This is a genomic window from Salinispora pacifica CNR114, assembly GCF_000514775.1.
In the GTDB taxonomy this organism is placed as follows: domain Bacteria; phylum Actinomycetota; class Actinomycetes; order Mycobacteriales; family Micromonosporaceae; genus Micromonospora; species Micromonospora pacifica.
The window spans coordinates 41,141-60,990 of sequence record NZ_AZWO01000001.1 but is presented as its reverse complement, the minus strand read 5'-3'; the positions used below and the strand labels follow the sequence as shown (position 1 = coordinate 60,990).

Genomic DNA, 19,850 nt, shown 5'->3' with positions numbered 1-19,850 from the left:
GGCACCCCGCCTGCTGCTCGGGGTGCCGCGGTGGTCAGAGATCACGCAATCGGAAGGTAGACCCGACCGCCGGACTCAACGAATTCCTCCGACTTCTCCTTCATACCGCGTGCGGCGTACTCCTTCAGCTCCTGGGTGATCTTCATGGAGCAGAACTTTGGTCCGCACATCGAACAGAAGTGGGCCGTCTTCGCTGGCTCAGCCGGCAGGGTGGCGTCGTGGTAGGCGCGCGCGGTCTCCGGGTCCAACGCCAGGTTGAACTGGTCCTCCCAGCGGAACTCGAACCGCGCCTTGGAGAGCGCGTCGTCCCACTCCTGGGCCCCCGGGTGACCCTTGGCCAGATCGGCGGCGTGCGCGGCGATCTTGTAAGCGATCACGCCGGCCTTCACATCGTCCCGGTCCGGCAACCCGAGGTGCTCCTTCGGGGTGACATAGCAGAGCATCGCGGTACCGAACCAGGAGCTCATCGCCGCGCCGATAGCGGAGGTGATGTGGTCGTACGCGGGCGCGATGTCCGTGGCCAGTGGGCCAAGCGTGTAGAACGGCGCCTCGTGACACCACTCCTGCTGCAGGTCCACATTCTCCTTGATCTTGTGCATCGGCACGTGCCCCGGACCCTCGATCATCACCTGGACGTCGTATTCCCAGGCGATTTTTGTCAGCTCACCGAGGGTACGCAGCTCGGCGAACTGTGCCTCGTCGTTGGCGTCCGCGATGGAGCCGGGGCGCAGCCCGTCGCCAAGCGAGAAGGTCACGTCGTAGCGGGCCAGAATCTCGCAGAGCTCCCGGTAGTTGGTGTAGATGAAGTTCTCCTCGTGGTGGGCGAGGCACCACGCTGCCATGATCGAACCACCGCGGGAGACGATCCCGGTCACCCGCTCCACGGCGAGCGGCACGTAGGCCAGCAGCACCCCGGCGTGCACGGTCATGTAGTCGACGCCCTGCTCGGCCTGCTCGATGACCGTCTCCCGGAACACCTCCCAGCTCAACTTCGCTGGATCGCCGCCCACCTTCTCCAGGGCCTGGTAGACCGGCACGGTGCCGATCGGCACCGGAGAGTTCCGGACAACCGCCTCCCGGGTTTCGTGGATCCGTTTACCGGTCGACAGATCCATCACCGCGTCCGCGCCCCACCGGGTCGCCCAGGTCAGCTTCTCCACCTCATCGGCGATCGAGGAGGTGACCGCCGAGGTGCCGATATTCGCATTGATCTTCACCAGGAAGGCCTTGCCGATGATCGCCGGCTCGCACTCCGGGTGGTTGACGTTCAGCGGCAGCACGGCCCGCCCGGACGCGATCTCCTCCCGCACCAGCTCCGGCGCCACCCCCTCACGGATCGCCACGAACTCCATCTCCGGCGTCACCACCCCGGCCCGGGCGTACGCGAGTTGGGTCGGCCGCTGGCCGTCCACCCCCGCCAACGGGGTACCGGCGCCGCGAACCGGGGCGACATCCCCCCGGGACGCGATCCACCTGCCGCGCATCGGCGGTAGCCCCGCCTCCGGGTCGGAGCCCGGTCCCGAGGTGTCGTAGAGCCGCACCGGCGGGTTGTCTCCGGCGAGGTCGACCTCGGCGAAGGGCACCTGGATGTCCGGCCGCGACCCCTCGACGTAGACCTTGCGACGTTTCTGCATGACAGCCTCCCTATAGGTCAGACGGACCAGCTGAAGTGATCGAGTGGTCCGCGTCCCGCGCCCAACTCCCAGCCCCGAGCGCCGATCAGCGCCCGGGTCACATATTCCTTGGCCGCCGCGACGGCTACCGGCACCGAATCACCGAGCGCCAGCCGGGCGGCGATGGCCGCCGAGAACGAGCACCCAGTGCCGTGGTTGTGCCGGGTCGATACCCGGGCCGCCCGGAGCTGGGTGGTGACGTCCTCGCCGTGGAGCACGTCCACCGCCGCTTCATCACCGTCGGTGTCCCCGCCGGTGACCACGACATACTCCGGTCCGCCGGCGGCCAGTGCCTTCGCCGCGACGATCATCTCCTCGACCGTCTCGACCCGCGCGCCGGTGAGGGCCGCGGCCTCCGCCCGATTCGGCGTCGCCACCCGGGCGAACGGCAGCAACCGCTCCACCGCCGCGACCGTGCCCAGCCGGCGCCCACTGGTCGCCACCAGCACCGGGTCGACGACGAGATGCGGCAGTCGATCCTCCCCCGCCGCAACAGCGACCGCGTCGGCGATCGCCGGGCTGCCGAGCGTACCGGTCTTCACCGCCCGCACCGTGAAGTCGGTGAGCACGCTCTCCAGTTGGTCGGTGACGGTCTGCGGGGGCAACGACAGCACGGCGTCAACACCGCAGGTGTTCTGCGCGGTGACGGAGGTGATGACGCTGGTGCCGTACGCCCCCAGCGCCGCGAAGACCTTCAGGTCGGCCTGGATGCCGGCGCCCCCGCCGGAGTCCGAGCCAGCGATGGTGAGGACGGTGTGGGGCGTCATCGCACACCTGCGCTGGAGACGGTGTCGAAGGCTCCCTGAAGGGCGGCGGCCACGGCGCCCGGGTCCTCGGCCCGCATGATCGCACCCAGGACCGCCACCCCGGCGGCTCCCGCCCGCACACAGTCGCGCACCTGCCCGGACGTCTCGATCCCGCCCAGCGCCACCACCGGGACCGGACTGGCCTTGAGCAAGCTTGCCAGCCCGGACGGAAGCAACGGTGGGCCGTAGCCGGGCTTCGTCGGCGTCGGATATACGGGGGAGAGAGTGGCGTAGTCCTCAACCGTGAGCCGGCCCAGTTCCGCCTCGTTGTGGCAGGAACGGCCGATCAGCCCGAGTCGCGGCGGCGGGTACGGACCAGCCGCCGACAGGTGCACCGCGTCGCCGCCGAGCGGGTCCGGGCCGGCAACGACCAACGTGCCACCGACCGGGGTGAGGACCTGACGCAGCTCATCGGCGAGGGCGGCTCGCTCAGCCCGGGGAAGATCTCGCTCCCGCAGCACCACCCAGCGCGTACCGCCGGCCACGGCCGCGGCGACAACCTCGACAAGCGGTCGCCGCGCCATCCGGCGATCGGTGAGTACCACCAGGCCGGTCGGCCCGGTCACAGCTCTGGCCGCCCGTCGTCCGGAGTCGAGGCGAGGGCGTGGAAACGGCGCGGTATCCGGCCGGCCTGGTACGCGAGCCGGCCGGCATCGACCGCGTACCGCATCGCCGTCGCCATCGCCACCGGATCGGCGGCCCGAGTCACCGCGCTGGCCAGCAGCACCGCGTCGCAGCCCAATTCCATGGCGAGCGCCGCATCGGAGGCGGTGCCGATCCCCGCATCCAAGATCACCGGCACCGCCACGCTCTGCCGGATGAGCCGGATGTGGTGCGGGTTCGACACCCCGAGCCCCGACCCAATCGGGGAACCCGCCGGCATCACCGCCGCGCAGCCGACATCGGCGAGCCGACGCGCCAGGATCGGGTCGTCCGAGGTGTACGGCAGCACGGTGAAACCGTCGGCGACCAACTCCTCCGCGGCCCGCAACAGCTCCACGCCGTCGGGCAGCAGGGTGCGCTCGTCGCCGATCACCTCAAGCTTCACCCAGTCGGTCTCGAACGCCTCCCGGGCCAGCTGGGCCACCTTGACCGCCTCACCCGCCGTGTAGCAGCCGGCGGTGTTGGGTAGCAGCCGGACCCCGCAACGGTCGACCAGGTCCAGTAGGCCACCCGAAGGGCCCCCGGTGGTGTCCACCCGGCGCAGCGCCACGGTGACCAGGCCGGTGCCGGAGGCTCGGATCGCCTCTTCCAGGACGGTGAGGTTGGCGGCCCCGCCGGTGCCGAGGACCAGGCGCGACGGGATCGGTACTCCACCCAGTTCGAAAGTCACCCCGCTCACCCGCCCTGCGCGGCGCTGAGCACCTCGACCCGGTCGCCCTCGCACAGCAGGGTGACCGGCCAGCCACCCCGCGGTACGACCTCGCCGTTGACGGCGACCGCCAGACCACGCTCCTGTTCGGTCACCGCCCGGACCAGGTCCGCGAGGGTGGAGCCGGTGGGCAGGCTGCGCCCAAGGCCGTTCACCATCAGTTCCACGACTCCTCCAGTGGGGTCGGCCGGGGCACGGCGGATCCGCATGCCGGGTCGGCGGTGGCGGGTGGACGGGAGCGCCCCGGACCGAGGCGCTCCGGGGTGAAGGCGGCGAGTAGCGGATCCGGCGTACCGGTGCTGATCAGGTCGGCGATCAGGTCGGCGGTGACCGGGGTGAGCACGACCCCGTGCCGGTGGTGCCCGGTCGCGGCGAGCACCGCCGGCCGCCCGGGCAACGGACCGAGGATCGGCGCGTTGTCGGGGCTACCCGGACGGAGCCCGGCGACCGCCTCGACCAGCTCGTACTCAGCCACCTCGGGTACCAGGTCGGTGGCGGCCCGGAGTAGCCGCAACACCGCACCGCTGGTCACCATGGTGTCGGTGCGCTCCTCCGAGGTCGCCCCGACCACCACCTCCCCGTCCGGCCGCGGGACGAGATAGACCTGTTCCCCGTCGGCGAAACCCCGGATCACGTGCTGGAAGCCCGGCGCACCGGGAGCACGGAGCCGAAGCACCTGGCCCTTGACCGGGCGGACGGGCAGCCCGGTCAGGGCAGCGGAGCCACAGCCGGCCGCGACGACCGTGGTCCCCGCTGTCACCTCGGTCAACTGCTGGACCGGCGTCGGCACCAGCACTCCCCCGGCCCGCTCGGTGGCGGTGCGCAACGCCGACACCAACCGCCGCGGGTCCACCTGGTGGTCGGTGCCGGCGTAGGCGCCACCCCGCATCCGGGGTGACAGCGCCGGCTCCCGGTCTCGAAGCTCGGAGGGGCGCAGTGGGGTGACCGGCAGCCCCAGCCCCTGCTGGTACGCCCAGAGCCGACGGGCCACCGCAAGATCGTCGGTGGTGAGCCCGACCATCAGGGTGCCCTCGCTGCGGTAGCCGACGTCGGTACCGGAGGCGGCGGCCAGCTCGGCGGCGAACGCCGGCCAGCGCGCCGCCGACTCGGTGAGCAGGCCAGTCAGCTCGTGCTCCCCGAAGTACGCCTCGGCGACCGGCGCGAGCATCCCCGCCGCGGCGTGCACCGCACCCGAGCCGGGATCCGGGTCGTGTACGACGACCCGCAGCCCGCGGGCCGCGCACCGCCAGGCGATGGCCAGGCCGATCGGCCCGGCCCCGACCACCGCGACGTCGGGGGTGGACAGCGAGTTCCGGTTGCCGCCCCGGGGGGTACCCGGCAGTTTGCTCACCACGTCAGCGCCTTGATCAGTTCGGCGGTGGTCCGGGCGGGGTCGGCGGCGTGCGAGAGCGCGCCGATCACCGCCACTCCGTACGCGCCCGCGGCCCGCAGGGCCGGCACGTCCGCTGCGGTCACCGCCCCGATGGCGATCACCGGCACGCTGACCGCGGCGGCAACCGCCCGTACCCCCGCCACGCCGATCGCGGGCGGCAGGCCGTCCTTTGAGGTGGTGGAGTGGACCGGCCCGACCCCGAGGTAACTGGCCCCGGCGACGACCGCCTCGACAGCGGTGTCCGCGTACCGGGCGGTGGCGCCGAGGACAGCGGCGGAGCCGAGCACCGCGCGGGCCGCCCCGACGGGCAGGTCGTCGGCGCCCACGTGTCCACCGGCGGCACCAACCGCCAGGGCCACGTGTAGCCGATCGTTCACCAGGCAGGTCGCACCGTACGGGGCGCAGAGCGCGGTCACCTGGCGGGCCAGGTCGTACGCCTGCCGGTCGGTCGCGTCGTCGGTCACGCGGACCTGGACGACCAGTTCGGTACGGGCCACCGACAAGGCGGCCCGCACCACGGTGAGCGGGTTGCGCCCAGGTCTGGTGTCGGTAATCAGATGTAGACGCCCAAGGGACGACACGGCAACTCTCCTCCCTGCGCCGGCACTACCCGGATCAGGTTCAACGGTCGGGGGCTCTCAGCCCCCCTCTCAGCCCGGTTTACCGGGCTCCCGTGGGTTACTACCCACCACCGTACGGCAGGCGCCGTGTGGCTGCCAAGACGGCGTCCTCGGCGCAAGTGTGCGGACCGGCCGCTGCCGGAGCCGGCCCGGACACGAATCGGCCTCCCACCATTGAGACGATGGGAGGCCGAGATTCTCCACTCGCTAGCTGTCGAGTACCGCCCGCAGGGCGGCCAGGTCGTCGGCGTCGGGCACCCAGGCACCCGCCGCCGCGTTGGCCCGTACCTGGTCGGGGGTGGTGGCACCGGCGATCACCGAGGCCACCGCGGGCTGGGCGGCGAGCCCGCCGATGGCGACCTGAAGCAGGCTGAGGCCGCGCTCGGCCGCGTAGGCCTCGAGCGCCTCGATGGTGTCCCAGTCGGCGGCGGCCAGCCGGGCCGCGTACCGGCCGCCACCGGCGAGGCGACTGCCCGACGGCGCGGCCTCGCCGCGCTTGTACTTGCCGGTGAGCAGGCCGTTGGCGAGGGGAAAGAAGGGCAGCAGGCCCAGCCCGAACCGCTCACACGCCGGGACAACCTCGGCCTCGACACCCCGTTGGAGCAGCGAGTAGTGGTTCTGGGCGGAGATGAACCGGGTCGACCCGCGCGAGCTGGCGGTCCAGTCCGCGTCGGCGATCTGCCAGCCGTCGAAGTTGGAGTTACCCAGGTAACGCACCTTGCCGGCGGTGACCAGATCGTCCAGTGCGGCCAGCGTCTCGTCGATCGGGGTGCCGGGGTCCGGCTCGTGCAGCTGGTACAGGTCAATGTGGTCGGTCTGCAGCCGACGCAGCGAAGCCTCCACCGCCCGCATGACATAGCGACGGGCACCGCGGGCACCGTAGTCCGGTCCGTTATGGCCGTCCATGTCCATGCCGAACTTGGTGGCGATCACCACATCGTCCCGGCCTCCCTTGAGTACCTGGCCGAGGAGTTCCTCGGAGCCACCCGGCGGAGCACCATAGATGTCGGCGGTGTCGAAGAAGTTGATCCCGGAATCGAGGGCGGCCGCCACCACCGCCCGGGTCCCGTCCAGGTCGACCCGGCGGCCAAAGTTGTTGCAGCCGATGCCGACCGCGGACACCACGAGCCCGGAGTCGCCCAACCGGCGGTACGTCATCTCAGTCACGAAATCCACCCTATGCCGCCCGCGCTCAGGCCACCTCCCAGACCGGCTCGGCGGCCTCCACCACCTCGCCGTCCCCTTGGAACAGCAAGAATCGATCAAACGAACGGGTGAACCATCGATCATGCGTCACCGCCACCACCGTCCCGGCGAACGCGGCCAGCCCCGATTCGAGCGCCTCCGCCGAGGCCAGGTCCAGGTTGTCGGTCGGCTCGTCAAGCAGCAGCAAAGTCGCCCCGGACAACTCCAGCAGCAGCACCAGGAACCGAGCCTGCTGGCCGCCGGAGAGCGTACCGAACCGCTGGTCCCCCTGCCCGGCCAGCTCGTACCGGGACAGCGCGGCCATCGCCGCGTGCCGATCCATGCCGGCGCGGTGTTCGTCGCCCCGCCAGAGGATGTCGACCAGCGTCCGCTCCATCAGCTCCGGCCGGTCGTGGGTCTGGGAGAAGTGGCCGGGCCGGACCCGGGCACCGAGTCGGGCCACCCCGTCATGCCCGACGGGTGTGAGCCGCGTACCGCCGTCAACCGGCTGATTCGCCGGATCGGGGTCGGTTCCGCCCCGGGCGATCAGGCGGAGGAAGTGCGACTTCCCGGTCCCGTTGGCACCGAGCACGGCGACCCGGTCGCCGTACCAGAGCTCCAGGTCAAAGGGGTAGGTCAGGTCATCGAGCGCCAACTGCTCGCAGATCAGGGCACGCTTACCGGTGCGGCCGCCGGCCAGCCGCATCCGGATGTCCTGCTCCTTCGGGGGTACGGGCGGCGGCCCGGCCTCCTCGAACTTCCGCAACCGGGTCTGGGCGGCCTGGTAGCGGGAGGCCATACCCGAGTTGTACGCGGCCTTCTGCTTGTACATCAGCATCAGTTCCCGCAGCTTCTGGTGTTCCTCGTCCCACCGCCGACGCTGCTCGTCGAGACGGTCGTGCCGGGCGACGCGGGCCTCGTGCCAGCTGGCGAAGCCACCCGGGTGCACCCACGCGCCACCGCCCTCGACCGCCACCACCCGGTCCGCGGTGCGGGCCAGCAACTCACGGTCGTGCGAGACGTACAGCACCGACTTGCCGGACTCCCGCAGCCGCGCCTCCAACCAGCGCTTCCCGGGCACGTCGAGGAAGTTGTCCGGCTCGTCGAGCAGGAGCACCTCTTCCGGACCACGCAGGAGCAGCTCCAGGGCGAAGCGCTTCTGCTGGCCGCCGGAGAGCGTCCGGACCGGACGGTGCCGCGCCGTGTCCCACGGCAGGTCGAGCACGATCGTGGTCACCGTGTCGAAGAGCACCTCCGCGTCGTACCCGCCCGCCTCCCCCCAGGCGGCGAGCGCGTCCGCGTACGCGAGCTGGGCCTTTCCGGCGGCGGTGCTGTACTTGCCGCGCACCTCAGCCGCCCGCATCGCCGACTCCGTCCCGGCGACCCGCCTACCCGCCTCGCGCAGCCGGGGCGGGGCGAGGGAGAGGGCCAGGTCGGCGAGGGTTGACTCGTCGCCGATCATCCCGATGAACTGACGCATCACCCCCAGCCCACCGGCCCGGGTGACCACGCCGCGCTGCACCGGCAGGTCGCCGGCGACCATGCGCAGCAGCGTCGTCTTGCCTGCGCCGTTCGGCCCGACCAGGGCGATCTTGGCACCATCACCGACCCGGAACGACACATCGCCGAAGAGCTGTCGCCCGTCGGGCAGCCAGTGCCCAACGGCTGCCACATCCACGTAACCCACGTTGGCATCCTGCCGGGCCAGCCCGGCCGGGCCAACCCGTTTTACCGGACCAACGCGCGCTAGGGGACCAACCCGTCCTACCTGGTCACCCGCAGCACCCGGTAGCCCTTCTGGCTCGCCGGCCGCGCCACCTGCCAGCCCCGCTCGGACAGCCAGCGGTGTAGCGAGTCACCACCAAGGTGCCGGGCGACAACCAGCCAGGCCACCCCGTCCGGCGCCAGCCGGGGCAGCCAGCGCAGCAGGAGCTGGTGCAGCTCGTTCTTGCCGATCCGGATCGGCGGATTCGACCAGATCTGATCGAACGTCACCGCCGCTGGCACCGCGTCCGGCGGGGCGACCCGGACCCGGGCCGCCGCCCCGACCCGCGCGGCGTTGGCCGTGGTCAGCTCACGAGCCCGCTCGTTGACGTCGACGGCCCAGACGGTGGCCGACGGCACCGAGGTGGCGAGCACACAGGTGATCGGTCCGAAGCCGCAGCCGAGGTCGAGCAGGTGACCGGTGCTCTCCGGCGCCGGTAGCTCGGCCTTCCGCAGCAGCACCGCCGTCCCCGGATCAAGCCGCCCGGCGGAGAAGACACCGCCGGCGGAGGCCAGCGTGTAGTCGCGGCCGGCCGCGGCGAAGACCACCTCCCGGGGTTGGGCGGCAGTCGCCGGTTCAGTGGTGAAGTAGTGGTCGCCGGTCACACCGTTGATTCTCGCACCGGCCCCGCCGGCGCCCCGCCTCAGGCCGGGGGCGGCACCCGCAACCGGCGGGTCCGGGTGGCCCGCCGGCCGTACTCGGCCGGGTCATCCGGGTAACCCACCTCGACCAGGGTCAAGCCGTGTGCCGGGGCGACGTTCACCTCACTGGCGCGCTCCCGACGGGCGAGCAGCCCGGCCGGCCAGTCAGCGGGGCGGCGGCCATCCCCGACGGCCAGCATCGCACCGACCAGACTGCGCACCATCGCCTGGCAGAAGGCGTCGGCCTGCACGGTCGCCACGAGAATCCCGTCCGGGGCACGCCGCCAGTCCAGCCGGGTCACCTCCCGCAACGTCGTCGCGTTCTCCTTACGCCGGCAGTACGCGGCGAAGTCGTGCTCCCCCACCAGCCCGTCGGCGGCGGTGTTCAGCGCCGCCAGGTCGAGCCGGCTCGGCCAGGGCAGGGTGTCGTGGCGCCGCAACGGCTCCGCCCCCCAGGGCGCGTCTGTGACGCGGTACTCGTACCGCCGGAAGGTCGCCGAAAAACGGGCGTCGAAGTCGGCCGGCGCTCCCGTCATCGCCCGAACCCGGACGTCGGTGGGGAGCAGCCGGGCCAGCCGCCGCAGCAGGGTGTGCTCGTGCTGGTGCCACAGCTCGGTCCGCAGGTCGACGTGGCAGACCTGCCCGGTGGCGTGGACGCCGGCGTCGGTCCGACCGGCGACGGTCAGCCCGGTCGCCGCGCCGGCACCGAGCACCAGGTCAAGCGCCGCCACGAGGGCACCAGCGACCGTACGTCGCTGCGGCTGGACCGCCCAGCCGGAGAAGTCGGTGCCGTCATACGAGACATCCAGCCGTACCCGGGTGCGCTCCTGCACTCGTGTCCCCTTCCGCGCGTCGGGCCCGACACCCGGGTGGGTGTCGGGCCCGACGGGAGCCTGGCCGATCAGGCCTTGTTCTGCTCGTTGTTCTCCTCGACAGCGAGGTCGCTGTCCGCGCGGGCCGCAGCGGTGTCACCCGAGACCGAGACGGGCGCCTCGGCATCCTGGTCGCCGCTGCTCGGCGCCGGGGCCTCCGCGGCTGGGGCGAGGGCCTCGACCTTGTCCTGCTGCGCGGCCTTGCGGCCGGCGGTCTTCTTGTTCGCCTTCGGCTGCGCGACCGCCAGCTCCTCGACCAGCTCGATGATCGCCATCGGGGCGGCGTCACCCTTACGCGGACCGGTCTTCACGATCCGGGTGTAGCCACCGTTGCGGTTGGCGTACCGGGGCGCGATCTGGTCGAACAGGGTGTAGACCACGTCCTTGTCCTTGACAACCCCGAGCACCCGACGCCGGGCGGCCAGGTCACCGCGCTTCGCCTTGGTGATCAGCTGCTCCGCGAGCGGGCGCAGCCGCCGGGCCTTGGTCTCGGTGGTCTGAATCTTGCCGTGCTGGAACAGCGACATGGCCAGGTTGGCCAGCATCAACCGCTCGTGCGCCGGGCTACCGCCGAGGCGGGCACCCTTGGTGGGCGTGGGCATTCTCGGTGCTCCTCGTCAATCCTCAGCCGCGCTTACAGCTGCTCAGTCTCGCGGTAGTCCTCGGTGTCGTAGTCGGCCTCACCGAAGGCGTCCACGACGTTCGCCGGGTCGAAGTTCGGGGCCGAGTCCTTCAGCCCCAAGCCCATCCCGGCGAGCTTCATCTTGACCTCGTCGATCGACTTCTGGCCGAAGTTCCGGATGTCGAGGAGGTCAGCCTCGGTACGCCCAATGAGCTCACCAACGGTGTTGATGCCCTCGCGCTTGAGGCAGTTGTAGGAGCGGACGGTGAGGTCCAGCTCCTCGATCGGCAGCGCCAGATCCGCTGCCAGCTGGGCGTCCTGCGGGGACGGCCCGATGTCGATGCCCTCCGCGGTCTCGTCCAGCTCCCGGGCCAGGCCAAAGAGCTCGACCAGCGTGGAACCGGCCGAGGCCAGGGCAGTGCGGGGCCCCATCGACGGCTTCGACTCGACGTCGATGATCAGCCGATCGAAGTCGGTCCGCTGCTCGACCCGGGTCGCCTCGACCCGGTAGGTGACCCGGAGCACCGGCGAGTAGATCGAGTCGACCGGGATCCGACCGATCTCGGCACCCGCCTGCTTGTTCTGTGCCGCGGTGACGTAGCCACGGCCCCGCTCGACGGTCAGCTCCATGTCGAGCCGGCCCTTGCCGTTGAGGGTGGCGAGCTTCAGATCCGGGTTGTGCACCGAGACGCCAGCCGGGGGCTGGATGTCACCGGCGGTCACGTCGCCCGGGCCCTGCTTACGCAGGTACATGCTGACCGGCTCGTCATGCTCGGAGCTGACGCAGAGCTCCTTGATGTTCATGACGAGCTCGACCACATCCTCCTTGACCCCGGGGATCGTGGTGAACTCGTGCAGCACACCATCGATCTTGATCGAGGTCACCGCCGCACCGGGGATGGACGACAGCAGCGTCCGGCGCAGCGAGTTACCCAGGGTGTAGCCGAAGCCGGGCTCCAGCGGCTCGATGGTGAACCGGGACCGGGTCTCGTTGATCGACTCCTCGGAGAGCGAGGGCCGCTGGGAGATGAGCATCTCTTCTCTTTTCTTCCGGGGCGCCCGCCATATGACGCCCACGACACACACCGTTGTGGTGGCCCGCCCCGGGAGGGGGCGGACCACCACCCGAGCACCTACTTGGAGTAGAGCTCGACGATCAGCTGCTCCTGGACCTGGGTGTCGATCACCTGGCGGCTCGGGAGCGAGTGCACGAGCACCTTCATCTGGCTCGGAATGGCCTCCAGCCACGCCGGCACGCTCTTGGAGCCGGCCTCGGCCTGCGCCACCAGGAACGGGGTGAGCTCCTTGCTCTTGCCCCGGACCTCGATGATGTCGTGCTCCTTGACGCGGTACGACGGAATGTCGACCTTCTTGCCGTTCACCGTGAAGTGACCGTGCTTGACCAGCTGCCGGGCCATGTCCCGGGACTTGGCGTAGCCGGCCCGGTAGACCACGTTGTCCAGCCGCGACTCGAGGATCTGCAGGAGGACCTCACCGGTCTTGGCCTGCTTCGCCACGGCCTCGTCGTAGTAGCCGCGGAACTGCTTCTCCAGCACGCCGTAAACCCGGCGGGCCTTCTGCTTCTCGCGGTGCTGGAGCAGGTACTCCGTCTCCTTCGTGCGGCCACGGCCGTGCTGCCCGGGCGGGAACGGCCGGGACTCGAACGGGCACTTCGGGCCATCGCACTTGCTGCCCTTGAGGAACAGCTTCATCTTCTCCCGCCGGCAACGGCGGCAGTCAGCACCGGTGTAACGAGCCATCTCTTCCTACCTCTCAGACCCGGCGACGCTTCGGCGGACGGCACCCGTTGTGCGGCTGCGGGGTCACGTCGGAGATCTGACCGACCTCCAGGCCGACGGCCTGCAGCGAACGGATGGCGGTCTCCCGGCCGGAGCCGGGGCCCTTGACGAACACGTCGACCTTGCGCATGCCGTGCTCCATCGCGCGACGCGCGGCGGCCTCGGCGGCCAGCTGCGCGGCGAACGGAGTCGACTTGCGGGAGCCCTTGAAGCCAACCTGGCCGGCGGAGGCCCAGGAGATGACCGCACCGGTCGGGTCCGTGACGGACACGATGGTGTTGTTGAAGGTGCTCTTGATGTGCGCCTGGCCGTGGGCGACGTTCTTGCGTTCCTTGCGCCGGACCTTCTTGACGGCGGCTCCGGCACGAGCCTTCGGTGGCATAAGTCTTCTGCGCTCCTATTACTTCCTGCCGGGCTTCTTCTTGCCGGCGACGGTCCGCTTCGGGCCCTTGCGGCTGCGGGCGTTGGTCCGCGTCCGCTGACCACGAACCGGTAGACCCCGGCGGTGCCGGATACCGGCGTAGCAGCCGATCTCGACCTTGCGACGGATGTCCGCGGCGACCTCGCGGCGCAGGTCGCCCTCGACCTTGTAGTTGGCCTCGATGTGGTCGCGGAGCTGCACGAGCTCCTCGTCCGTGAGGTCCCGGGCGCGCTTGTCCGGCGAGATGCCGGTGGCGGCGAGCGTCTCCAGGGCGCGGGTGCGACCCACGCCGAAGATGTAGGTGAGCGCAATCTCCAACCGCTTCTCGCGGGGGAGATCCACGCCGACTAGCCGTGCCATGTGCGGGCGTACTCCTCGTGGTTTCTGGCGGAGGTGTGGTCCCGTCCCATCCCGCTACCGACCTCCCCGTCTCCGACGCCGATACCGACGCCGGCGACCGGTTCGGTCGCTGCCCGAGCGGGCCCCGGCCTCCGACCGGGGGTTAACCACGACGAGGTACGCGCTGCGCACTCCCTGCGGCTGGAACGAGCATGTGCTGTGTTGTGACGGAATCTGCGGCCGGGGCCGGTGTCGACCGGTCGCGTTGTCACGACCGGCCGGACAGTCAGCCCTGGCGCTGCTTGTGGCGCGGGTCGGTGCAAATGACCATGACCCGGCCGTGCCGGCGGATCACCCGGCACTTGTTGCAGATCCGCTTGACGCTCGGCTTGACCTTCACGGTTGCCTTACTTCCGATCTGGCCCGGCGACGCGACAGGCGCGACTCCGGGCGACGATGACGGACACGGGATCACCCGGCCGCCGTCAGGCTTACTTGTAGCGGTAGACGATGCGCCCTCGGGTCAGGTCGTACGGCGAAAGTTCGACGACGACCCGGTCCTCCGGCAGGATGCGGATGTAGTGCTGCCGCATCTTGCCGCTGATGTGAGCCAGCACCTTGTGCCCGTTGGCGAGCTCCACCCGGAACATGGCGTTCGGCAGGGGCTCGATAACCCGGCCCTCGATCTCGATGGCTCCGTCTTTTTTCGGCATGTCCTCCGCTGTCCTGACGTCGGTTGCTCCGGACGGCCCACAACGTCTTTCACGGGATGACTGATCGAAATCAGGTGACCCGCGCCAGCCGCGGCTCCAGCACCCGCCGAAGCGCGGGCGGGCATGCCGGAGTGGACGCTGTGCGCCGATCAGAAAGTGTACGCCGGCCCGTACGCCGTCGCCAAACCGACCACCCGACCGGGCAGTTGACCTCATCGAACCGGACGATCGAACAGTCATCGCCCCCGTCGGAGTGCTGGAAGGCGAGCCGCACCAACCCGTCACCCCCACCGGAGGCCCAGGCCGTCACGAGTCTGGACCGCGGCGGCGGCGTGGTCAATGCCCGCCAGGGCCCCGATGAAGATGCCGCCGCCCGCCGCGACGCCGAGCGCGTCGGCAACCCGAGGCCGGGCAACTCCTCGGCCGAGCCGGCCGCTCCCGGGCTGGCGCCACGCTGCCCACGGGCTGTCCCGGGCTGCTCGCGGTCAGCTGGCTGCTCGCGGGCCTGAGCTGGGTGGTCTCGGGCTTCAGCCGGCAACCGCTGGTTGCCGCGCGGTCACCAGGTCACCGAGGCGCTCCCGCCCTCCGTCAACCGCGGTGAGCACCCACACCCCGTCCGGCAACAGTGCCATGCTGTGCTCCACGTGCACCGCCCGGGAGCCGTCCCGCGTCACCACCGTCCAGCCATCGGCCAGCTCTGCCGTCCGGGGCGAGCCCAGCGTGATCATCGGCTCGATGGCCAGCGCCATCCCCGGCACCAACCGGGGGCCCCTACCCGGGCGGCCGTGGTTGAGCACGTGCGGATCCTGGTGCATCTCGGTGCCGATTCCATGACCGCCATACCCGTCGACGATGCCGTACCGCCCGCCCTTGCGGACCGCCGTTTCGACGGCGTGGGAGATGTCGGTGAGCCGTCCCTTGCCACTGGCAGCGCCGCGGGCGGCCGCGGCGATGCCGGCCCACATCGCGTCCTCGGCGACCGCGGCCATCCTCAGTAACGCCGGCTCCACGTCGCCCACCGCGACGGTGATGGCCGCGTCCCCGTGCCAACCGTCCAGCACCGCACCGCAGTCGAGGGAGATGATGTCTCCGTCCCGGAGCACCTGGGTGGGGGCCGGAATACCGTGCACAACCTGCTCGTTCACCGATGCGCAGATCGAGGCCGGGAAGCCGTGGTAGCCCTGGAAGGACGGGGTCGCCCCCGCCGCCCGGATCGTCGACTCGGCGATCGCGTCCAACTCCGCGGTGCTGACCCCGGGAGCCACCGCCTCCCGCATCCGGCGCAACGCCTCCGCCACCACCAGCCCGGCGGCGCGCATCTTCTCGATCTGGTCCGGGGTCTTCAGCTGGATATCCAGCTGGGGACGACGCATCGGGGTAAACCTCTCTCACCGAAAAGCGGGCACGCCGCCACGTACCCCGCTACCGGGGCTCTATCCGCGGTGCTGGGACTCAGCCGCCGTAGGACCGCAGAGCATCGATTGCCCGAACGGTGACATCCTCGACCGGGCCGGTGGCGTCGATACCCACAAGCTTGCTCTGGGCACCGTAGTAATCCACCAATGGCGCGGTCTTGTCCGTATACTCCCGCAACCGGGTGGCGATGGTCTCCGGCTTGTCGTCGTCGCGCTGGAACAGCTCGGCGCCACACCGGTCGCAGCGCCCCTCCTGACTGGGGGCGTCGAACTCGACGTGCCAGACCTTGCCGCAGCCCCGGCAGGTACGCCGGCCGGAGAGCCGCCGAATGACCTCGTCGTCGTCAACCACCAATTCCAGCACCAGGTCCAGCGCGGCGCCCAGGTCAACGAGGAGCTTGTCCAGCGCGACCGCCTGTGGGGTGGTCCGCGGGAAGCCGTCGAGAAGGAACCCCGCACCGGCGTCCGGTTCGGCGAGCCGGTCCCGGACCATGCTGATGGTCACCTCATCCGGCACCAACTCGCCGGCGTCCATATACCGCTTGGCCTGGACCCCGAGGGGCGTGCCCTGCGAGACGTTGGACCGGAAGATGTCCCCGGTCGAGATCTTCGGCACCGCGAGGTGCGCGGCGACGAACTCTGCCTGCGTGCCCTTGCCCGCGCCCGGCGGGCCAACCAGAACGAGTCTCATCTACCGCAGGAACCCTTCGTAGTTCCGCTGCATCAGTTGGCTCTCGATCTGCTTGGTGGTCTCAAGGCCGACACCAACCATGATCAGCACTGCGGTACCGCCGAACGGGAAGTTCAGGTACTGCTGACGGTCGAGCCAGATGAAGAAGAAGTTCGGCAGGATCGAGACGACGGCCAGGTAGAGCGCGCCCGGCAGGGTGATCCGGCTGAGGATGAAGTCCAGGTAGTCGGCGGTCGGCTTGCCCGGACGGATGCCCGGAACGAAACCGCCGTACTTCTTCATGTTGTCCGCGACCTCGGTCGGGTTGAAGGTGATCGAGACGTAGAAGTACGTGAAGAAGATGATCAGCAGGAAGTAGACCACGATGTAGATCGGGCTGGTCGGGTCGACCAGGTTGTTCTGGATCCACACCTGGGTCCGGCCCGGGTTGTTCTGGTCGAAGAACTGCAGGGCCAACTGCGGCAGGTAGAGCAGCGACGAACCGAAGATGACCGGGATGACACCAGCCTGGTTCACCTTCAACGGGATGTAGGTGGACGTGCCGCCGTACATCCGCCGGCCGATCATGCGCTTGGCGTACTGCACCGGGATCCGGCGCTGCGACTGCTCGATGAAGGTAACCGCGGTGATGATGACCAGCACCAGGGCGATGACGAGCAGGAACTTGGCCCAGCCCTGACTCTCCTTGATCGTCCAGCCCTCGGCGGGGAGCCGCGCCGCGATCGAGGTGAAGATCAGCACGGACATGCCGTTGCCGACACCGCGGCCAGTGATCAGCTCGCCGAGCCACATCACCACACCGGTGCCCGCGGTCATCGTCATGACCAGGATGCTCAGAGTCAGCCAGTCCGGGATTCCGGTGTTTTCCGGGATGATCGGGAACTGGTCGCACTGGTTCTGGAAGAGCTGGCCCGAGCGGGCGAGCGCGACGAACGCCGACGCCTGCAGAACGCCGAGCCCAAGGGTCAGGTAGCGGGTGTACTGCGTGATCTTCGCCTGGCCGGCCTGGCCCTCCTTACGGAGCTGCTCCAGCCGAGGGATCACCACGGTCAACAGCTGCAGGATGATCGACGCGGTGATGTAGGGCATGATGCCCAGCGCGAAGACCGAGAGCTGCAGCAGCGCCCCACCGGAGAAGAGGTTGAGCAGGTTCAGTACGCCGGTGCTGCCCTGGGTCGCGTCGATGCACTTCTGCACGTTGGTGTACGACACACCGGGGCTGGGCAGCGCGGCACCGAGGCGGTAGATCGCAATGATGCCGATCGTGAACAGCAGCTTCTTGCGCAGGTCAGGCGTACGGAACGCACTGAGAAAGGCAGACAGCAAGTTCTTCCTCCTGCGCGAAGGCCGCGTGGCCTTTCGCCAACACGGGCACCATCAGACTGGCGACCTAGACGACGCCGAAGTCACACCTTAACAGGCTTGCCCAACACCACACCACTGGGTGCCTACATGTCTCGTTCCGTCAGGCCGCGGCATACGCACCTGACAGACGAGGGAGCGAACCTCCACGGCCTCCCACATCGGGGCCCGGAGCAGCTTGCGCGCCCATCCGACGACCAGAGAGCGACGCGCCGATTTATCGAGCCTATAAGCTTCTATTGACCCCGGCACCACCCGTACGCTAGCGTGCAGAATTGTTGAAAACTATAGCGAACGGCTACCGGCGGCTCCCGCGCACCCCGACCTGACTCCGACCTCGATCCCCTGATCTGGGTCTCGGCCTCGGTCCGGGTCTCAGGCTCGGTCTCGCCACCGCCGTCACGCTGGTGCTCGCCACAGTCCAACCGGACCTCAGCCACGCCTCCACCCTGGCCGGTGAAGTCCGCGTCAGGTGCGCCACGCGAGCACGAAAGTGGTATCGCTGACCATTCCCGCATCAGGGCTTCGAGTCCGCCGGACCGTAACGCGGCAGCACCTGGAAAGAGGGTTACCCAGCCCGTCGGTCAATTCGAAATATTTCTACCGCGACCAACCCGGCCACATTTCTCGAAGCTACCGCAGGCGTAGCGAACGCGGGCCACAAGACCACGGTCTCACTCTTTCGGGAAACAAACCCGAAAGCGGTCGCGGTCGGCATTACCAAAACGCGGTGCGACTCACTGGTCATTCAATCGGCCAATCACAGGGCAGCGGGTTCAGGACGCTTCACGTTTCCCACGAACCAGGCCCACACCACATAACGACGGCCAACGAGTCGCGGCGGGGGCATGGTCGGTTTCCCCAACCATGCCCCCGCCGCAGACCTCTTACAGCTCGGTGATCGAACCACCGGCGGCAGTGATCTTCTCCTTGGCCGACGCGCTGAACGCCTGCGCCGAGACCTGGAGGGTAACGCCACCGAGGTCACCGGTCCCGAGGACCTTGATCGGCTGCCCCTTGCGCACCGCACCGGCATCAACCAGCTCGGCCGGGCCAACCTGGCCACCGTTCGGGAACAGCTCGGCGAGCCGCTCCAGGTTGACGACCTGGAAGGTCACCTTGAACTTGTTCTTGAAGCCCTTCATCTTCGGCAACCGCATGTGGATAGGCATCTGCCCACCCTCGAACGCTGCCGAGATGTTCTTCCGGGCCTTCGACCCCTTGGTACCGCGACCGGCGGTCTTGCCCTTGGAGCCCTCACCACGACCCACCCGGGTCTTGGCGACCTTGGCACCCGGCGCCGGACGCAGGTGGTGGACCTTGATCGTCATTACTCGACCTCCTCGACCTTCACGAGGTGGTTGACCGTGAAGATCATGCCGCGAATCTCCGGACGGTCTTCCTTGACCACCACGTCGTTGATCCGCTTGAGCCCGAGCGAACGCAGCGAGTCCCGCTGGTTCTGCTTGGTCCCAATCTCGGACCGGACCTGGGTGACCTTCAGGCGAGCCATCAGGACGCCACCTCCGCCCGCGACGCCAGCATGGCCGCCGGCGCGACGTCCTCAACCGGCAGGCCCCGCCGGGAGGCGACGGCCTCAGGGGACTCAAGCCCCTTCAGCGCCGCCAACGTGGCGTGCACGATGTTGATCGGGTTGGACGACCCGAGGCTCTTCGAGAGCACATCGTGAATGCCGGCGCACTCCAGCACGGCACGGACCGGGCCACCGGCGATGACACCGGTACCGGCCGAAGCCGGCTTCAGCAGCACGACACCGGCGGCGTCCTCGCCCTGCACCGGGTGCGGGATGGACTGACCGATCCGCGGCACCTTGAAGAAGTGCTTCTTGGCCTCCTCGACACCCTTGGCGATCGCCGCGGGCACCTCCTTGGCCTTTCCGTAGCCCACACCGACGGTGCCGTCGCCGTCGCCCACGATCACCAGGGCGGTGAAGCTGAAGCGACGACCACCCTTCACGACCTTTGCGACGCGGTTGATTGCGACGACCCGCTCGAGGTGCGGGGTCTTCTCGACGGGCGCGTTTCCGCGGCCGCCCTCACGGCGGTTGTCGCGGCGACCACCCTCGTTGCCACCGGACCCGCCGCCACGGCGCTGTTGACCTGGCATCAGCAGCCTTCCTTCTCTCTCGTGACGGGGTTTG

At 69.6% G+C, this 19,850-nt stretch carries 24 protein-coding genes and 1 riboswitch; all 24 genes read right to left on the bottom strand.

Going from position 1 to position 19,850, the window contains the following annotated elements; all coding sequences use genetic code 11:
• Nucleotides 1–41 precede the first annotated feature (41 nt).
• Nucleotides 42–1,634, bottom strand: coding sequence for a phosphomethylpyrimidine synthase ThiC (gene thiC, locus B118_RS0100380; protein ID WP_018222606.1), 1,593 nt, complete (start codon nucleotides 1,632–1,634; stop codon nucleotides 42–44).
• Between the two features lie 17 nt (nucleotides 1,635–1,651).
• Nucleotides 1,652–2,440 carry a bifunctional hydroxymethylpyrimidine kinase/phosphomethylpyrimidine kinase gene (gene thiD / locus B118_RS0100375; RefSeq protein ID WP_028192243.1) on the bottom strand — a complete coding sequence of 263 codons (789 nt, stop codon included), beginning with the start codon at nucleotides 2,438–2,440 and terminating at the stop codon, nucleotides 1,652–1,654.
• Nucleotides 2,437–3,045, bottom strand: a complete 609-nt coding sequence (locus tag B118_RS0100370) for a thiamine phosphate synthase (RefSeq protein ID WP_028192242.1) — start codon at nucleotides 3,043–3,045, stop codon at nucleotides 2,437–2,439. The genes thiD and B118_RS0100370 overlap by 4 nt, the downstream gene beginning before the upstream one ends.
• The gene (locus tag B118_RS0100365) at nucleotides 3,042–3,821 is read right to left on the bottom strand and encodes a thiazole synthase (protein ID WP_018222603.1); all 780 of its coding nucleotides are present in this window, start codon (nucleotides 3,819–3,821) and stop codon (nucleotides 3,042–3,044) included. The genes B118_RS0100370 and B118_RS0100365 overlap by 4 nt, the downstream gene beginning before the upstream one ends.
• Nucleotides 3,818–4,018, bottom strand: coding sequence for a sulfur carrier protein ThiS (gene thiS / locus B118_RS0100360; RefSeq protein WP_018222602.1), 201 nt, complete (start codon nucleotides 4,016–4,018; stop codon nucleotides 3,818–3,820). The genes B118_RS0100365 and thiS overlap by 4 nt, the downstream gene beginning before the upstream one ends.
• On the bottom strand, nucleotides 4,009–5,205 hold the full coding sequence (gene thiO, locus B118_RS0100355) for a glycine oxidase ThiO (protein WP_018222601.1): 1,197 nt from the start codon (nucleotides 5,203–5,205) through the stop codon (nucleotides 4,009–4,011). Before thiO ends, thiS begins: the two co-directional genes overlap by 10 nt.
• Entirely contained in the window at nucleotides 5,199–5,825 is a 627-nt protein-coding gene (locus B118_RS0100350) for a thiamine phosphate synthase (RefSeq protein ID WP_026185690.1), read from the bottom strand. Before B118_RS0100350 ends, thiO begins: the two co-directional genes overlap by 7 nt.
• Nucleotides 5,820–5,929: riboswitch (TPP riboswitch) on the bottom strand. (Overlaps the previous gene by 6 nt.)
• A gap of 142 nt (nucleotides 5,930–6,071) precedes the next feature.
• Entirely contained in the window at nucleotides 6,072–7,040 is a 969-nt protein-coding gene (locus B118_RS0100345; RefSeq protein WP_018810191.1) for an aldo/keto reductase, read from the bottom strand.
• Between the two features lie 16 nt (nucleotides 7,041–7,056).
• The gene (locus B118_RS0100340; protein WP_018222598.1) at nucleotides 7,057–8,736 is read right to left on the bottom strand and encodes an ABC-F family ATP-binding cassette domain-containing protein; all 1,680 of its coding nucleotides are present in this window, start codon (nucleotides 8,734–8,736) and stop codon (nucleotides 7,057–7,059) included.
• Between the two features lie 77 nt (nucleotides 8,737–8,813).
• Entirely contained in the window at nucleotides 8,814–9,419 is a 606-nt protein-coding gene (locus tag B118_RS0100335) for a class I SAM-dependent methyltransferase (protein ID WP_018810192.1), read from the bottom strand.
• Between the two features lie 38 nt (nucleotides 9,420–9,457).
• On the bottom strand, nucleotides 9,458–10,288 hold the full coding sequence (truA, locus tag B118_RS0100330) for a tRNA pseudouridine(38-40) synthase TruA (protein WP_018810193.1): 831 nt from the start codon (nucleotides 10,286–10,288) through the stop codon (nucleotides 9,458–9,460).
• Between the two features lie 68 nt (nucleotides 10,289–10,356).
• On the bottom strand, nucleotides 10,357–10,929 hold the full coding sequence (gene rplQ / locus B118_RS0100325; protein ID WP_018222595.1) for a 50S ribosomal protein L17: 573 nt from the start codon (nucleotides 10,927–10,929) through the stop codon (nucleotides 10,357–10,359).
• 32 nt (nucleotides 10,930–10,961) lie between these two features.
• Nucleotides 10,962–11,984, bottom strand: a complete 1,023-nt coding sequence (locus B118_RS0100320) for a DNA-directed RNA polymerase subunit alpha (protein WP_018217041.1) — start codon at nucleotides 11,982–11,984, stop codon at nucleotides 10,962–10,964.
• Between the two features lie 98 nt (nucleotides 11,985–12,082).
• Nucleotides 12,083–12,709 (bottom strand): 30S ribosomal protein S4, encoded by a 627-nt coding sequence (rpsD, locus tag B118_RS0100315; protein ID WP_018222594.1) that lies wholly within the window; start codon nucleotides 12,707–12,709, stop codon nucleotides 12,083–12,085.
• Between the two features lie 13 nt (nucleotides 12,710–12,722).
• Nucleotides 12,723–13,130 carry a 30S ribosomal protein S11 gene (rpsK, locus tag B118_RS0100310; protein WP_012015102.1) on the bottom strand — a complete coding sequence of 136 codons (408 nt, stop codon included), beginning with the start codon at nucleotides 13,128–13,130 and terminating at the stop codon, nucleotides 12,723–12,725.
• An 18-nt stretch (nucleotides 13,131–13,148) separates the two neighbouring features.
• On the bottom strand, nucleotides 13,149–13,529 hold the full coding sequence (gene rpsM, locus B118_RS0100305) for a 30S ribosomal protein S13 (RefSeq protein ID WP_018222593.1): 381 nt from the start codon (nucleotides 13,527–13,529) through the stop codon (nucleotides 13,149–13,151).
• Nucleotides 13,530–13,794: 265 nt separating this feature from the next.
• Nucleotides 13,795–13,908 (bottom strand): 50S ribosomal protein L36, encoded by a 114-nt coding sequence (gene rpmJ, locus B118_RS0100300; RefSeq protein WP_012184307.1) that lies wholly within the window; start codon nucleotides 13,906–13,908, stop codon nucleotides 13,795–13,797.
• Between the two features lie 91 nt (nucleotides 13,909–13,999).
• Entirely contained in the window at nucleotides 14,000–14,221 is a 222-nt protein-coding gene (gene infA / locus B118_RS0100295; protein ID WP_007073013.1) for a translation initiation factor IF-1, read from the bottom strand.
• Between the two features lie 527 nt (nucleotides 14,222–14,748).
• Nucleotides 14,749–15,594 (bottom strand): type I methionyl aminopeptidase, encoded by an 846-nt coding sequence (map, locus tag B118_RS0100285; RefSeq protein WP_018222591.1) that lies wholly within the window; start codon nucleotides 15,592–15,594, stop codon nucleotides 14,749–14,751.
• Between the two features lie 79 nt (nucleotides 15,595–15,673).
• Complete coding sequence (locus B118_RS0100280) at nucleotides 15,674–16,327, bottom strand: adenylate kinase (protein WP_018222590.1); 654 nt, start codon at nucleotides 16,325–16,327, stop codon at nucleotides 15,674–15,676.
• Nucleotides 16,328–17,653 carry a preprotein translocase subunit SecY gene (gene secY, locus B118_RS0100275; protein WP_018810194.1) on the bottom strand — a complete coding sequence of 442 codons (1,326 nt, stop codon included), beginning with the start codon at nucleotides 17,651–17,653 and terminating at the stop codon, nucleotides 16,328–16,330.
• A gap of 923 nt (nucleotides 17,654–18,576) precedes the next feature.
• Nucleotides 18,577–19,020, bottom strand: coding sequence for a 50S ribosomal protein L15 (rplO, locus tag B118_RS0100270; protein ID WP_018217048.1), 444 nt, complete (start codon nucleotides 19,018–19,020; stop codon nucleotides 18,577–18,579).
• On the bottom strand, nucleotides 19,020–19,202 hold the full coding sequence (rpmD, locus tag B118_RS0100265; RefSeq protein ID WP_012015110.1) for a 50S ribosomal protein L30: 183 nt from the start codon (nucleotides 19,200–19,202) through the stop codon (nucleotides 19,020–19,022). Before rpmD ends, rplO begins: the two co-directional genes overlap by 1 nt.
• The gene (gene rpsE, locus B118_RS0100260) at nucleotides 19,202–19,816 is read right to left on the bottom strand and encodes a 30S ribosomal protein S5 (protein ID WP_018217050.1); all 615 of its coding nucleotides are present in this window, start codon (nucleotides 19,814–19,816) and stop codon (nucleotides 19,202–19,204) included. Before rpsE ends, rpmD begins: the two co-directional genes overlap by 1 nt.
• Between the last annotated feature and the right edge of the window lie 34 nt (nucleotides 19,817–19,850).

Excerpts from the sequence above, each read along its gene's own strand:
- thiC (WP_018222606.1), bottom strand. The coding sequence starts at position 1,634 with ATGCAGAAACGTCGCAAGGTCTACGTCGAGGGGTCGCGGCCGGACATC.
- thiD (WP_028192243.1), bottom strand. The coding sequence starts at position 2,440 with ATGACGCCCCACACCGTCCTCACCATCGCTGGCTCGGACTCCGGCGGG.
- rplQ (WP_018222595.1), bottom strand. The coding sequence starts at position 10,929 with ATGCCCACGCCCACCAAGGGTGCCCGCCTCGGCGGTAGCCCGGCGCAC.
- B118_RS0100320 (WP_018217041.1), bottom strand. The coding sequence starts at position 11,984 with ATGCTCATCTCCCAGCGGCCCTCGCTCTCCGAGGAGTCGATCAACGAG.
- rpsD (WP_018222594.1), bottom strand. The coding sequence starts at position 12,709 with ATGGCTCGTTACACCGGTGCTGACTGCCGCCGTTGCCGGCGGGAGAAG.
- rpsK (WP_012015102.1), bottom strand. The coding sequence starts at position 13,130 with ATGCCACCGAAGGCTCGTGCCGGAGCCGCCGTCAAGAAGGTCCGGCGC.
- rpsM (WP_018222593.1), bottom strand. The coding sequence starts at position 13,529 with ATGGCACGGCTAGTCGGCGTGGATCTCCCCCGCGAGAAGCGGTTGGAG.
- infA (WP_007073013.1), bottom strand. The coding sequence starts at position 14,221 with ATGCCGAAAAAAGACGGAGCCATCGAGATCGAGGGCCGGGTTATCGAG.
- map (WP_018222591.1), bottom strand. The coding sequence starts at position 15,594 with ATGCGTCGTCCCCAGCTGGATATCCAGCTGAAGACCCCGGACCAGATC.
- B118_RS0100280 (WP_018222590.1), bottom strand. The coding sequence starts at position 16,327 with ATGAGACTCGTTCTGGTTGGCCCGCCGGGCGCGGGCAAGGGCACGCAG.
- rplO (WP_018217048.1), bottom strand. The coding sequence starts at position 19,020 with ATGACGATCAAGGTCCACCACCTGCGTCCGGCGCCGGGTGCCAAGGTC.
- rpmD (WP_012015110.1), bottom strand. The coding sequence starts at position 19,202 with ATGGCTCGCCTGAAGGTCACCCAGGTCCGGTCCGAGATTGGGACCAAG.
- rpsE (WP_018217050.1), bottom strand. The coding sequence starts at position 19,816 with ATGCCAGGTCAACAGCGCCGTGGCGGCGGGTCCGGTGGCAACGAGGGT.